Here is a 13,519-nt window from a genome sequence, read left to right as displayed (position 1 = left end):
TACGCGACGGGCCTACTCGAGTACGGCCCGCAGTGTGCGCCGGGCGATCGCGGCCATCACCGGGTTCGTCCGGACGTAGTACGGAAGCGCGTTGATCGCCTGCCCCAGCGCCCAGCCGCGCCCGCGCTCCCAGGTGGCGTCGTCCACGTCCAACGCCCGCCGGTACGTGTCCCGTGACCCGGCGTCGAACAGGTTCCACGCCGGCATCAGGTCCACCGCCGGGTCGCCCACCGTGACCGTCTCCAGGTCGATGACGGCAGCCAGTCGACCGTCCCGGACCAACAGGTTGCCCGGCATCAGGTCAGCGTGGATCCACCCGTCGGCGTCGTGGCGCGGGACGTCGCGGCAGCGGTCCCACACCTCGGCCAGCCGAGCGGTGTCGGTGAGTGCGCCGCTGACGGAGAGGGCCGTCCGCACCCCGGCGTCCTGCGCGGGCAGCGGGCCACCCCGGCCCGACCCGGACCAGACTCGACCGCCGGTGTCGATTTCCCGCAGGGCGGTCACGACGCCGGCCAGGTCGCGGGCGAACCCGTCCAGGTCGTTGATCCGGCCGGGGTGGATCGGCTCGCCGGCGATCCAGCGGTACGCCGTCCACGGCCCGGGGTAACCCTCGCCCGGGCCGCCGAGGCCGAGCGGTTCGGGCACGGCGACCGGTAGACGCGCGGCGAGCATCCTCGCGTGCTCCTGCTCGCGTTCGAGCTCGGCGCGCACTGCCGGATCGGTGCTGGGCCGCAGGGGAAAGCGCAGCACGATCTCCGTGCCGAGCCGGAACAGGGCGTTCACCGTGCCGGTCGAGGCGAGCGGGTGGATCGGCAGTGCCCGCCAGTGGGGGAACTGCGCGGCCACCAACGTGGCGACGACCTCGGCGGTGACGTCGACCTGGTCGGCATGCATCCTCACCAGGAGATCATTGCCCGAGGCCCCATCGCCACGCGAGCGGGTTTCGCGCAGCCGCCGTTGGCTGGCCGCAGCCCGTGCTGGTTGGCCGCAGCCCTCACTGACTGGCCGCAGCCGCGACCAGCCGCCGTCCCGATTGGCCGTCCGTCCACCCGCAAGACGGCCACCGATTGTCAATCTTGGTTCGCGCGGAACGGAAACTGTCCAAGATCTACCCGCGAGACGCGTCGCCCGGGATGCCTGCCGTGAACGAGGCATCCCGGGCGGCGTCGCCGTTGGTCTGGTCAGGCCAGCCCGGCGCGGCGCAAGGCCTCCGCCATCGCGTCGTTGGCCGGAGCCGATCCGCCCTGCCGCTGCTGGCCGCCGCGGCCACCCTGCGACCCGCGACCACTCTGGCCGCCGCGACCGCCCTGACCGCCCTGACCACCGCGACCGCCCTGGCCAGCCTGCGAGCCCTGAGCGCCGCGCCCGCCCTGGCCACCCGGCCCACGCTGGCCACCGCGGCCACCCTCACCGCCGCGTCCCTCCTGGCTCGTCCGGCCAGCACCACCGGCGACGGCGGGCTCGTCCTCCAGGCGCAGGGTCAGCGAGATGCGCTTGCGGGGTACGTCCACGTCGAGCACCCGGACCTTGACCACGTCACCGGACTTCACCACCTCGCGGGGGTCCTTCACGAACGTCCGGGACATGGCCGAGACGTGTACCAGGCCGTCCTGGTGCACCCCGACGTCGACGAACGCGCCGAACGCGGCCACGTTGGTGACCACGCCTTCGAGCACCATGCCGGGCGTCAGGTCGCTGATCTTCTCCACGCCCTCGACGAAGGTGGCGGTGCGGAACTCCGGCCGAGGGTCGCGGCCCGGCTTCTCCAGCTCGGCGAGGATGTCGGTGACGGTGGGCAGACCGAACCGCTCGTCGACGAAGTCGGTGGCCCGCAACCCGCGCAGGATGCCGCTCTTGCCGATCACCGAGCTCAGGTCCTGACCGGTGCTGGTGAGGATCCGGCGCACCACCGGGTACGCCTCCGGGTGCACGCTCGACGAATCCAGCGGGTCGTCGCCGTCGGGGATGCGCAGGAAGCCGGCGCACTGCTCGAACGCCTTCGGCCCGAGGCGCGCCACCTTCTTCAGCTCGGTACGCGACCGGAACGGCCCGTTGGCGTCCCGGTGCAGCACGATGTTCTCGGCCAGCCCGGCGCCGATCCCGGAGACCCGGGTCAACAGCGGCGCGGACGCGGTGTTGACGTCCACCCCGACGGCGTTGACGCAGTCCTCCACCACCGCGTCCAGCGACCGGGACAGCTTCACCTCGGACAGGTCGTGCTGGTACTGCCCCACCCCGATCGACCGCGGGTCGATCTTGACCAGTTCGGCGAGCGGGTCCTGGAGTCGCCGGGCGATGGAGACCGCGCCGCGCAGCGACACGTCCATCCCGGGCAGTTCCTGCGAGGCGTACGCGGACGCGGAGTAGACCGACGCGCCCGCCTCGGAGACCATCACCTTGGTCAGGTTGAGCTGCGGATACTTCTTGATCAGGTCGCCGGCCAGCTTGTCGGTCTCCCGCGAGGCGGTGCCGTTGCCGATCGCCACGAGCTCCACCCCGTGTGCCCCGGCGAGCCGAGCCAGGGTCTCGATCGACGCGTCCCACTGCCGACGGGGCTCGTGCGGGTAGATGGTGTCGGTGGCGAGCACCTTGCCGGTGGCGTCCACCACGGCCACCTTCACGCCGGTCCGCAGGCCCGGGTCCAGACCCATTGTGGGCCGGGTGCCGGCCGGCGCTGCCAGCAGCAGATCACGCAGGTTCGTCGCGAAGACCCGTACCGCCTCCTCCTCGGCCGCCTGCCACAACCGCAAGCGCAGGTCCGCGCCGAGGTGGATGAGGATGCGGGTGCGCCACGCCCACCGCACGGTGTCGGTCAGCCAGCGGTCGGCCGGGCGACCGGCGTCGGACACTCCGAACCGTCCGGCGATGGCCGCCTCGTACCGGCTGGGCCCGGTCGGTACGGCGTCCGCGTCGCCGGCCTCCTCCGGATCCATGGTCAGATCGAGCACGCCCTCCTTCTCGCCCCGGAACATGGCCAGGATCCGGTGTGAGGGCAGCTTCGGGTACGGCTCGGAGAAGTCGAAGTAGTCGGCGAACTTCGCGCCGGCCGTCTCCTGACCGTCGCGTACCCGGGAAACGAGGCGGCCCCGCGACCACATCTGCTCGCGCAGCGTGCCGATCAGGTCGGCGTCCTCGGCGAACGTCTCGATGAGGATCGCCCGGGCGCCCTCCAGCGCGGCGGCGGCGTCCGCGACACCCTTGTCCTCGTCGACGAACCCGGCGGCGGTGGCCCGCGGGTCCTGGGTGGGGTCGGCCAGCAGCGACTCGGCGAGCGGGGCCAACCCGGCCTCGCGGGCGATCTGCGCCCGGGTCCGCCGCTTGGGCTTGTACGGCAGGTAGATGTCCTCCAGCCGGGACTTCGAGTCGGCGGCCATGATCTGCGCTTCCAGGGCCTCGTCGAGCTTGCCCTGGGTGCGGATCGACTCCAGCACCGCGGCCCGCCGCTCGTCCAGCTCGCGCAGGTAGCGCAGCCGCTCCTCCAGGGTGCGCAGCTGGGTGTCGTCGAGCAGGCCGGTGGCCTCCTTGCGGTAGCGGGCGATGAACGGCACTGTCGAGCCGCCGTCGAGCAGCTCCACGGCCGCCCGCACCTGACGCTCGGCCACGCCGAGCTCGTCGGCGATCCGCTGATGAACAGACTGGGTCACGATCTCGATCCGCCTTCGGGAGTGGGTACCGGTTGCATTCTGCCGGGCGGCCCCGGTCGCTGTCGCCGCGCCCGGCCGGGTGACCCGGCGGCGGTCCCTCCCGGCCTGCGCTAGCGTGGCGATCATGGAAACACCTGCGGAGCCGCGTGCCCGGCGGCTCTTCGGCGGCAGCGCCCGAGCCCTCGGCGACCTGACGGCCAACCCGTTCCGTGCCGACCGGGACCGGATCGTCGGCTCACCGTTCTTCGCCCGCCTCGGCGGTGTCACCCAGGTGATCAGCCCGGTCGGCTCCGGGCTGCTGGTGCACAACCGGCTCACCCACAGCCTCAAGGTCGCCCAGGTGGCCCGGGCGATCGCCGAGCGGCTGACGGCCGACGACCGGTGGTGTGACCTGCTGGACAAGCTCGGTGGCCTCGACCCCGACGTGGTGGAGGCGGCGGCGCTCGCCCACGACCTCGGTCATCCGCCGTTCGGGCACCTGGGGGAGCGGGTGCTGGACCGGCTGGCCCGCCAGCGCCTCGGCCTGGCCGACGGTTTCGAGGGCAACGCCCAGTCGTACCGGATCGTCACCAGCACCGAGATCCGCGGCGCGGCCACCACCGGTCTGGACCTGACCGCCGCGGTTCGCGCGGCGATGCTGAAGTACCCGTGGACCCGGCTGGACCACCCCGACCCGCACCCCCGCACGATGGACCCGCCGCCGCGCGGGGCCACCCCGCCGCCGGACGACCCGGAGAGCGGCTCGTCGAAGTTCGGCGCGTACCGGACGGAACTCGACGACCTGCGCCAGGCCCGGGAACCGTTCACCGGTCGCATCCCGGACTGGCAGCAGACCGTGGAGGCGTCGGTGATGGACACCGCCGACGACATCGCGTACGCCATCCACGACGTGGAGGACTTCTACCGGGTCGGTGTGCTCCAACAGGGTTCGGTCTCCGCCGAGCTGATGGCGTGGCAGCGCGAGAGTGGGCACTTCCGGGCGATCACCGATGCGGCGCTGGCCACGTCGGCGCGGCGACCCGGGGCGGCGATCGAGCGGTTGCGGCGGCAACTGCACCGCAAGGACGCCTGGATCGCCGACGACGACGCGTTCGCCGCCGCCGTCGAGCACGTGCGCGAGGAGTTGGTCGACGGGCTGCTGGCGATGCCGTTCGACGGCTCGATCGAGGCCGAGCAGTACGTGGCGCGGTTCTCCGCCCGCTGGTCCACCCGCTTCGTCGAGGCCATCACGGTGACCGACCAGCCGTCGGTGCGGTCCGGGTACGTGCTGCTGGGCTGCGCGCAGTGGCACGAGGTGCAGGTGCTCAAGTTCGTCCACCACCGGTTCGTGCTGGCCCGCCCGGACCTCGCCCTGCACCAGCGCGGCCAGGCCCGGCTGCTGGGCACCCTGGTCGAGGCGCTCTGGGAGTGGCTGCTCGACCCGGAGGAGGAGTCGCGGCTGCCCCGCCGGCTGCACGACCTGGTCGAGTTGGCCGAGGCCGAGCTGCACCCGCGCATCCCGGACCGGATCGGCCGCGCCCGGGGGCGCGCCATCGTGGACTTCGTCGCGCAGCTCACCGACGGGCAGGCGGTGGCCATGCTGGACGCGCTCTCCGGCCGCTCTGGCGCGCTCTGGACCGACGCCTTCGTGCTCTGACCCGCGAGACCCGGGCCGGACGGCTCAGGCCGGCGCCGGACTGCTCAGGCGATGGCCTGCCACCAGCCGTCGACGGCGGGCGGCTCGTCGACCACCACCCGCTCGCCGGGGCGGGGCACGGCGAGCCGTACGTCGCGGGCCTTCGCCTCGGCCCACAGCCGGTCGACCGGCTCGGACCAGTCGTGCAGGGCCAGGTTGAACGTCGCCCAGTGCACCGGGACGAACAGCCCGCCGCGCAGGTCGACGTGTGCGTCGACCGCCTCCTCGGGGAACATGTGGATGGTCGGCCAGGCCCGGTCGTACGCGCCGATCTGCATCAGCGTCACGTCGAACGGCCCGTGTTCGGCGCCGATCGCCGCGTACCCGTCGAAGTAACCCGAGTCACCGGTGTAGAAGACCTTGCGGCGGGCCCCGGCCACCACCCAGGAGCTCCAGAGCGTGCCGTCGCGGCGCAGCCCTCGCCCGGAGAAGTGCTGGGCGGCGGTCGCGGTGATCTCCAGCCCGGCGACCCGGTGCGACTCGGACCAGTCCAGCTCGATGATCCGCTCAGCGGGTACGCCCCAGCGGTCCAGGTGCGCCCCCACCCCGAGCGGGACCAGGAACGGCGCGGACTGTGCGGCGAGCAGCGCCCGCACGGTGGCCATGTCGAGGTGGTCGTAGTGGTCGTGCGAGATCAGGATGGCGTCCAGCGGTGGCAGCTCGTCGATGCCCACCGGCGGCTCGTGCAGCCGGCGAGGACCCACCAGCCCGGAGGGGGAGCACCTGTCGCTCCACACCGGGTCGAGCAGCACCCGCCGGCCCTCGATCTCGATCAGCGTCGAGGCGTGCCCGTACCAGACGATGTTCAGCTCGTCGGCGCGCTCTGCCTGCGCGGGCGCTGCGGTGGGGCGCAGCAGCGGCACCGGTGTGGTCGGGTGCCGCTTCTGCTTACCGAAGATCAGCTCGCGGACCAGGTTGCGGCCCGGCTCGGCGACCATCGTGCGGGTGCCGGCCTGGTTGTGGAAGGTGCCGTCGCGGAACTGGGGCGAGCGGGCCGCCCGTTCGGCGCGGGCCCCGCTGAGCCGGCCGCCGAGCGCCGCCGGCACATCCCGGGCGACCCAGGCCAGCCCGGCAAGCGCGGCGAGCCCGGCCACGCCCCGCATCCGCCGGCCGAGTGACCGTTCGACGTCAGTGCTCTGCGCTCGTGCCATTGCCGTCCCTCCGACGTGTCCGCCCTACACGGTAGTCACACGGACCGGCCCGTGCCCCGGCGGCCGCCAGGCCGGGTCGGTCGCCGCCAGCGGCGACCGACCCGGAATCGCGGTCAGCCGCCGTTGCTGGGGCGCCGGGCGGTGATCCGGAACGTCTTGCCCACGCCAGCGATCCGGTCAACGGCGGCCAGGAACTTCGGGCCCATGGCGGCCCGGGCCTGCACCGCCGGGTGGGTGGCGCCGAAGTCCTCGGGGTTGGCCTGCCCGTCGGCGAAGAGCGCGTAGGTGAGCACCGCCGCCCCGGAACGGTCGAAGATCACTCCGGCCTCGTGCCGGGCGTCGGCGAACCAGCCGGCCTTCGTGGCGATCCGCGCCCGGTCGTCCGACGACATGGTGCGCCGGATGCCGTCGGTGAACGCCACCGGGGACCGCAGCAGCCCCAACAGGTACGTGGTCGAGGCGGGGGAGAGCAACGTGCCGGCGACCAGGGCGCGCAGCAGGTCGTGCGTCTCACGAGGGGTGCTGGTGCCGAGGAAGAACCGGTTCGGGTTGGCCACCGGCTGGACCTGGGTGTTCGGGAAACCCTTGGCGACCAGGATGGAGTTGATCTCGGCGGCCGGGGCGACCAGACCGCACAGCCGTACCGCCGTGTCGTCCGAGACGGTCAGCAGGTTGGCCAGCACGTGCCCGAGGGTGACCAGGCTGGGGTACGCGCCGTCCAGGCTGAAGATGCCGTCACCGCCCGGCACGACGATCGCCGCGCTCACCTCGACCTGCTGGTCCAGGGTGAGCAGCCCTCGGTCGACCTTGTCCAGCACCGCCGTGGCGACGGCGATCTTGTTGACGCTGTACGCCTCGATCCGCCGGTCCGCGTCAGCCTCCACCGCGACCACCGGCGTACCGGACGGGTCGGCGACGCTGACGTACGCCTGCCAGTTTCCACCGGCCGCGACGCTGTGCTTGGTGAAGACGGAGGCGACCCGAAGGGCGGCCCGAGCGGGGGTTGTCGGTGCGGCCTCGGTGGTCTCGGCGGCGCTCGCCGGGGCGGCAGCGCCCAGCACCGTGCCCGCGGTGGCCACAGTGCCCAACCCGAGTGCCGTCCTACGGTTCAGTCGCATTGTCAATCGTCTCCCCGATCGTGGTGTGCCAGAGCGCTTGCTGGCCCACCACCCTAGGCGAGTTGATCGACGCATGAGGCCCCCGAACATGTCCCGAACAAGTCCGAACAGGTCAGCCGAACCGTCTGCGCAGTGCGGCACCCACCACACTGACCGGTCCGAACACGATCTTGCGCAGGTCAGGCAGGTGGCCACCGCGGACGGCCTCGCCGCAGGGGTTCGGGGCGAAGACCGAGCCGTCGTGCGCGGCGACCGGCCGTCCACTCAGGCCCGCCGCCCGCATCAACGGCCCGACGAGGACGTCGTAGACCCCCGGCAGGACGGTGAAGCCGGCCCTCAGCACCACGTTGAGTCGGCCCACCGAGACCTCCCGGCGGGGCCGGTCCACACAGTCCACGATGGCCCGGGCCACCCGCTGCGGGCTGGTGACCGGCGGCGGAGGTCGTCCGACCCGCCCCAGATAGTTGGCCGCCTGCTGGTACACGGGAGTGTCCACGCTGCCCGGGTTGACCAGACACAGTCGGATCTCCGGACTGTCGCGCAGCTCCTGCTGCACCGTCCGGACCAGGCCCTGGATGCCCCACTTGCTGGCCACGTACGCGCTCATGTACGGCGCGGTGATGTGCCCGAGCAACGAGCCGGTGAGGATCACCGTCCCGGCCCCGGCCGCCCGGAAGTGCCGCAGCGCCACCCGCACCGACTCGGCGGTGCCGAGCAGGTCGGTCCGTACCACCTGATCGAAGACCCGCCCGGGCAGCTCGTCGAAGCGCCCGTAGGCCATCACCGCAGCCGTGTGCACCCACACGTCGACGCGACCGAACCGTTCCAGTGCCGCGTCCACGAGCGCGTCCAACGCGCCCGGCTCGGTGACGTCGGTCGGCACGGTCAGCACGTCGACGGCGGCGCACTCCCCGCGTACCTCGGCCAGGGTCGTGCTGGCGCGGGCGGCCAGGACGAGACGGTCGCCGCGCTCGGCGAACGCCCGGGCCGTCGCCCGGCCGATCCCGCTGGTCGCGCCGACGACCACCACCACCCGGCTCACGGCTCACTCCTCGCGCTCACGGTTCGAGCACAACCTTGATGCAGCCGTCCTCCTTCTTCTGGAACATCTCGTACGCCTGCGGCGCCCGGGACAGCGGCACCCGATGGGTCCGCAGGTCCTCGACGCCCAGTGGGTCGTCGTCGCGGGCCAGCAGCGGCAGGATCTCGTCGGTCCACCGGCGCACGTGGCACTGCCCCATCCGCAGTTGGACACCCCGGTCGAACATCTCCATCAGCGGCATCGGGTCCGCCTCGCCGCCGTACACCCCGGAGACCGACACGGTGCCACCGCGCCGAACCCCCTTGACCGCGGCGTGCAGGACGGACAACCGGTCCATGCCCGCCCGGTCGGTCATCGTCCGGGCCACCTTGTCGGGCAGCAGTCCGACGGCGGCGTGGGCCAGCTTGCCCACCGGCGAACCGTGCGCCTCCATCCCGACCGCGTCGATCACCGCGTCCGGGCCCCGCCCGTCCACCAGGTCGATCAGCGCGCCCGCCACGTCGGACAACTCGCGGACGTCCAGCACCTCGATGCCGTGCCGACGCGCCAACTCCAACCGCTCCGGCACCAGGTCCAACCCGATCACCCGGCCGGCGCCCAGATGACGACCGATCCGTGCGCAGAACTGCCCCACCGGGCCGAGCCCGAAGACGGCCAGGGTGCCGCCGGGCGGAGTGTCCGCGTACTTCACCGCCTGCCAGGCGGTCGGCAGGATGTCGGACAGGTACAGGTAGCGCTCGTCCGCGCCGGTCTCCGGAACCTTGATCGGCCCGAACTGGGCCTGCGGCACGCGCAGGTACTCGGCCTGCCCGCCCGGCACAGAGCCGTAGAGCGACGTGTAGCCGAACAGGGCCGCGCCCTTGCCCTCGCTGGTCACCTGGGTGGTCTCGCACTGGGCGTAGAGCTGGCGTTCGCACATCCAGCACCTCCCGCAGGCGATGTTGAACGGCACCACCACCCGGTCGCCCGGCTTGAGCCCGGTCACCTCCGACCCGACCTCCTCGACGATGCCCATGGGCTCGTGGCCCAGCACGTCACCAGGCTTCAGGTACGGCCCGAGCACCTCGTACAGATGCAGGTCGGAGCCGCAGATCGCCGTCGAGGTGATCTTCACGATGGCGTCGGTCGGTGCCTCGATCCGAGGGTCCGGCACCTCCTCGACCCGTACGTCCCGCTTGCCCTGCCAGGTCAGTGCCTTCATGTCCCTCGTCCCCTCTCAACGCCGTGTCAAGGGACTGCTACCCGGCGTCGAGCGCTTGAACCGGACTGCGAGGGCTGTCTGCGTGATCGACTCCAGGTCGCCGATGTGGCGGCATCACCGCCGCCGGACACCCCCAGGTCGGCGAGGTGGAGTCGATCAGGACGACGCCGTCCCCGCGAGGGCCGAACAGCAGACCGCCGTACCCCGGAAGAGGCCCGGGATACGGCGGTCTGGTGAGGCTCAGGAGCCGGGGGTGTTGTCGGCTCCGCCCTTGGCGGTGGCCGTGAGGTAGTCGCGGTTGAGCCGGCCGATGGTGTTGAGCGGGATGCCCTTCGGGCAGGCCGGGGTGCACTCACCCGCGTTGGTGCAGCCGCCGAAGCCGGCCTCGTCGTGCGCGTCGACCATGCCGATCACCCGGGTGTACCGCTCCGGCTGGCCCTGCGGCAGCAGCGAGAGCTGGGTGAGCTTGGCGGCGGTGAAGAGCATGCCGGAGCCGTTCGGGCAGGCTGCCACGCAGGCGCCGCAGCCGATGCAGGCGGCCGATTCGAAAGCGGCGTCGGCGTTGGCCTTGGCCACCGGGGTGGAGTGGGCCTCGGGCGCGCTGCCGGTCGGCGCGGTGACGTAACCGCCCGCCGCGATGATCTTGTCGAAGGCGCTGCGGTTGACGACCAGGTCCTTGACGACCGGGAAGGCGCTGGCCCGCCACGGCTCGATGTCGATCGTCTCGCCGTCCTTGAACTGGCGCATGTGCAGCTGGCACGCCGTGGTGCCGCGCTGCGGCCCGTGCGCGTCACCGTTGATCATCAGGCCGCACATGCCGCAGATGCCCTCACGGCAGTCGTGGTCGAACGCCACCGGGTCCTCGCCGGCGAGGATCAGCCGCTCGTTGAGCACGTCGAGCATCTCCAGGAACGACATGTCCGGGGACACGTCGTCGACCGGGTAGGTCACCATCCGACCCTTGTCCTCAGGGCCCTTCTGGCGCCAGATGCGCAGGGTCAGGTTCACTTGTAGCTCCGCTGCGTGGGGTGGACGTACTCGAATGTCAGGTCTTCCTTGTGCAGCACCGAGGGTTCGCCGTCGGCGGTGAACTCCCAGGCCGCCACGTACGCGAACCGGTCGTCGTCGCGCTGCGCCTCACCGTCGGGGGTCTGGTGCTCGGCCCGGAAGTGGCCGCCGCAGGACTCCTCGCGGTGCAGGGCGTCGATGCACATCAGCTCGGCCAGTTCGAAGAAGTCGGCGACGCGGCCGGCCTTCTCCAGCGACTGGTTGAGTTCCTCGCCGGTGCCGGACACCTTGACCCGCTGCCAGAACGCCTCGCGCAGGTCGCGGATCTCGCCGATCGCCTTGCGCAGCCCGGCCTCGCTGCGCTCCATGCCGCAGTGTTCCCACATGATCTGGCCCAGCTCGCGGTGGAACGAGTCCACGGTCCGGTCCCCGTTGACGGCCAGGAGCCGCCGAATCCGGTCCTCGACGTCGGTGCGGGCCTCGATCGCCGCCGGGTGGCTGGCGTCGACCTTGTCCAGCCCGCCGGAGGCCAGGTAGTTGGCGATGGTGGTGGGCAGGACGAAGTAACCGTCGGCGAGGCCCTGCATCAGCGCCGAGGCGCCGAGCCGGTTCGCGCCGTGGTCGGAGAAGTTCGCCTCACCGATCACGAACAGGCCAGGGATGTTCGACTGGAGGTCGTAGTCGACCCACAGGCCGCCCATCGTGTAGTGCACGGCGGGGTAGATCCGCATCGGCACCTCGTACGGGTCCTCGCCGGTGATCCGCTCGTACATCTCGAAGAGGTTGCCGTACTTGGCCTCGATGGCCTTGCGGCCCAGCCGGTTGATCGCGTCGGCGAAGTCGAGGTAGACGCCGAGCTTGGTCGGACCGACGCCGCGGCCCTCGTCGCACACGTTCTTGGCGGCGCGGGAGGCGATGTCGCGGGGGACCAGGTTGCCGAAGGAGGGGTAGATCCGCTCCAGGTAGTAGTCCCGCTCGTCCTCCGGAATGTCCTTCGGGCTGCGGTCGTCGCCCTTGGCCTTCGGCACCCAGACCCGGCCGTCGTTGCGCAGCGACTCGCTCATCAGGGTCAACTTCGACTGGTGGTCGCCGGAGACCGGGATGCAGGTCGGGTGGATCTGCGTGTAGCAGGGGTTGGCGAAGTACGCGCCCTTGCGGTGTGCCCGCCAGGTGGCGGTGACGTTGCAGCCCTTGGCGTTGGTGGAGAGGTAGAAGACGTTGCCGTAGCCGCCGGAGGCGAGCACGACGGCGTCGGCCATCTCGGTGCTGATCTCGCCGGTGACCATGTCCCGGACGACGATGCCGCGGGCCTTGCCGTCGACGAGGACCAGCTCCAGCATCTCGTGCCGGGTGTTCATCTCCACGTTGCCCAGGCCGATCTGCCGCTCCAGCGCCTGGTACGCGCCGAGCAGCAGCTGCTGGCCCGTCTGCCCCCGGGCGTAGAAGGTGCGCTGCACCTGGGCGCCGCCGAAGGAGCGGGTGTCCAGCAGGCCGCCGTACTCGCGGGCGAACGGCACACCCTGGGCGACGCACTGGTCGATGATGTTGACCGAGACCTCGGCGAGGCGGTGCACGTTCGACTCGCGGGAGCGGAAGTCGCCGCCCTTGACGGTGTCGTAGAACAGCCGGTGCACGGAGTCGCCGTCGTTGCGGTAGTTCTTCGCCGCGTTGATGCCGCCCTGCGCCGCGATGGAGTGTGCCCGGCGTGGGCTGTCCTGGTAGCAGTAGGACTTGACGTGGTAGCCCTGCTCGGCGAGGGTCGCCGCGGCGGATCCGCCGGCGAGACCGGTGCCGACCACGATCACCGTCATCTTGCGGCGGTTGGCCGGGTTGACCAGCTTGGCCTCGAAGCGCCGGGTCTCCCAGCGCTTCTCGACCGGGCCGGCGGGTGCCTTGGTGTCGGCGATCGGGTCGCCCTCGGTGAAGAGTTCCATGTCAGGACACCAATCCGGTGAGTACGGCGAACGGGACCACCAGGTACCCGGCGCAGAGCAGCACGGCGAAGACCAGAGCCGCGACGCGGGCCCGACGCTCGCCGCGCGGCGTCTGCTGGCCGAGGCTGCGGAACGCGCTGAACGCGCCGTGGCGCAGGTGGAAGCCCACCGTGACGATGGCGAGCGTGTAGAAGAGCGTGACGTACCAGCGTTCCGGCGCGAAGTCGGCGACGACGTTGCCGTACGGCTTGCTCTCGTTTCCGACCGGGTTGAGCGTGCCGGTGGTCAGGTCCAGCAGGTGGTAGATCACGAAGAGCAGGATGATCACGCCACCCCAGCGCATCGTGCGGGCCGCGTAGCTGCCGTTGACCTTCTTGCGGTGGGCGTACTTGACCGGGCGGGCGGCGCGGGCGCGCCGAGCCAGCACGGTGGCGGCGACGATGTGGGCGACGACCGCCACGACCAGCACGGTGCGCAGGATCCACAGGAACCAGACGCCGGGCAGCAGTGGCTTGCCGATGTCGCGCAGCCAGTGCGCGTAGTGGTCGAACGAGGTCTCCCCCGTGAACACCTTGAGGTTCCCGAGCATGTGGGCGATGAGGAACAGCGCCAGCAGGATGCCCGTCACCGCCATGACGGCCTTGAGGCCGACGTTGGAGCGGATGGGCGACCGAGTTTTCGTCATTACCACGAGTCCGACGCTAGGAGCACTTTGATCAGTCGTCCAATGCATCAAACTCGTAGTG

General features: G+C 71.5%; 10 protein-coding genes. 1 reads left to right on the top strand and 9 read right to left on the bottom strand.

Going from position 1 to position 13,519, the window contains the following annotated elements; translation table 11 throughout:
• Positions 1-12 precede the first annotated feature (12 nt).
• Together FHU34_RS23780 and FHU34_RS23775 are read right to left on the bottom strand one after the other, a co-directional pair.
• Positions 13-894 (bottom strand): aminoglycoside phosphotransferase family protein, encoded by an 882-nt coding sequence (locus FHU34_RS23780; protein ID WP_145785771.1) that lies wholly within the window; start codon positions 892-894, stop codon positions 13-15.
• Positions 895-1,181: 287 nt separating this feature from the next.
• The gene (locus tag FHU34_RS23775) at positions 1,182-3,644 is read right to left on the bottom strand and encodes a Tex family protein (RefSeq protein WP_145784196.1); all 2,463 of its coding nucleotides are present in this window, start codon (positions 3,642-3,644) and stop codon (positions 1,182-1,184) included.
• Positions 3,645-3,768: 124 nt separating this feature from the next.
• Between FHU34_RS23775 and FHU34_RS23770 the strand changes: the two genes are divergently transcribed.
• Entirely contained in the window at positions 3,769-5,280 is a 1,512-nt protein-coding gene (locus FHU34_RS23770; protein ID WP_145784194.1) for a deoxyguanosinetriphosphate triphosphohydrolase family protein, read from the top strand.
• 44 nt (positions 5,281-5,324) lie between these two features.
• On the opposite strand, the gene FHU34_RS23765 is transcribed toward FHU34_RS23770, so the two are convergent.
• From FHU34_RS23765 to FHU34_RS23735, 7 genes are all read right to left on the bottom strand, one after another.
• Positions 5,325-6,470: an MBL fold metallo-hydrolase gene (locus FHU34_RS23765; RefSeq protein WP_145784192.1), complete on the bottom strand. Its 1,146-nt coding sequence runs from the start codon at positions 6,468-6,470 to the stop codon at positions 5,325-5,327.
• 113 nt (positions 6,471-6,583) lie between these two features.
• Complete coding sequence (locus FHU34_RS23760; RefSeq protein ID WP_244311808.1) at positions 6,584-7,588, bottom strand: serine hydrolase; 1,005 nt, start codon at positions 7,586-7,588, stop codon at positions 6,584-6,586.
• 112 nt (positions 7,589-7,700) lie between these two features.
• A complete protein-coding gene (locus FHU34_RS23755; RefSeq protein WP_145784187.1) occupies positions 7,701-8,630 on the bottom strand; it encodes an SDR family NAD(P)-dependent oxidoreductase in 930 nt (309 codons plus the stop codon).
• 16 nt (positions 8,631-8,646) lie between these two features.
• A complete protein-coding gene (locus FHU34_RS23750; RefSeq protein ID WP_145784184.1) occupies positions 8,647-9,831 on the bottom strand; it encodes a zinc-dependent alcohol dehydrogenase in 1,185 nt (394 codons plus the stop codon).
• Positions 9,832-10,071: 240 nt separating this feature from the next.
• Positions 10,072-10,839, bottom strand: a complete 768-nt coding sequence (locus FHU34_RS23745) for a succinate dehydrogenase/fumarate reductase iron-sulfur subunit (RefSeq protein ID WP_145784182.1) — start codon at positions 10,837-10,839, stop codon at positions 10,072-10,074.
• Positions 10,836-12,773: a fumarate reductase/succinate dehydrogenase flavoprotein subunit gene (locus tag FHU34_RS23740; RefSeq protein WP_145784180.1), complete on the bottom strand. Its 1,938-nt coding sequence runs from the start codon at positions 12,771-12,773 to the stop codon at positions 10,836-10,838. The genes FHU34_RS23745 and FHU34_RS23740 overlap by 4 nt, the downstream gene beginning before the upstream one ends.
• 1 nt (position 12,774) lies before the next feature.
• Positions 12,775-13,458 carry a succinate dehydrogenase cytochrome b subunit gene (locus FHU34_RS23735; protein WP_145784178.1) on the bottom strand — a complete coding sequence of 228 codons (684 nt, stop codon included), beginning with the start codon at positions 13,456-13,458 and terminating at the stop codon, positions 12,775-12,777.
• Positions 13,459-13,519: the final 61 nt, after the last annotated feature.

The sequence above is a fragment of the Micromonospora taraxaci genome, from assembly GCF_007830095.1.
GTDB classification, from domain to species: domain Bacteria; phylum Actinomycetota; class Actinomycetes; order Mycobacteriales; family Micromonosporaceae; genus Micromonospora; species Micromonospora taraxaci.
The sequence above is the reverse complement of the archived record's forward strand: the minus strand, read 5'-3'. Positions and strand labels throughout refer to the sequence as shown.

Coding starts and splice junctions, on each gene's coding strand:
- FHU34_RS23780 (WP_145785771.1), bottom strand. CDS start 894: ATGCATGCCGACCAGGTCGACGTCACCGCCGAGGTCGTCGCCACGTTG.
- FHU34_RS23770 (WP_145784194.1), top strand. CDS start 3,769: ATGGAAACACCTGCGGAGCCGCGTGCCCGGCGGCTCTTCGGCGGCAGC.
- FHU34_RS23765 (WP_145784192.1), bottom strand. CDS start 6,470: ATGGCACGAGCGCAGAGCACTGACGTCGAACGGTCACTCGGCCGGCGG.
- FHU34_RS23740 (WP_145784180.1), bottom strand. CDS start 12,773: ATGGAACTCTTCACCGAGGGCGACCCGATCGCCGACACCAAGGCACCC.
- FHU34_RS23760 (WP_244311808.1), bottom strand. CDS start 7,588: ATGCGACTGAACCGTAGGACGGCACTCGGGTTGGGCACTGTGGCCACC.
- FHU34_RS23735 (WP_145784178.1), bottom strand. CDS start 13,458: ATGACGAAAACTCGGTCGCCCATCCGCTCCAACGTCGGCCTCAAGGCC.
- FHU34_RS23750 (WP_145784184.1), bottom strand. CDS start 9,831: ATGAAGGCACTGACCTGGCAGGGCAAGCGGGACGTACGGGTCGAGGAG.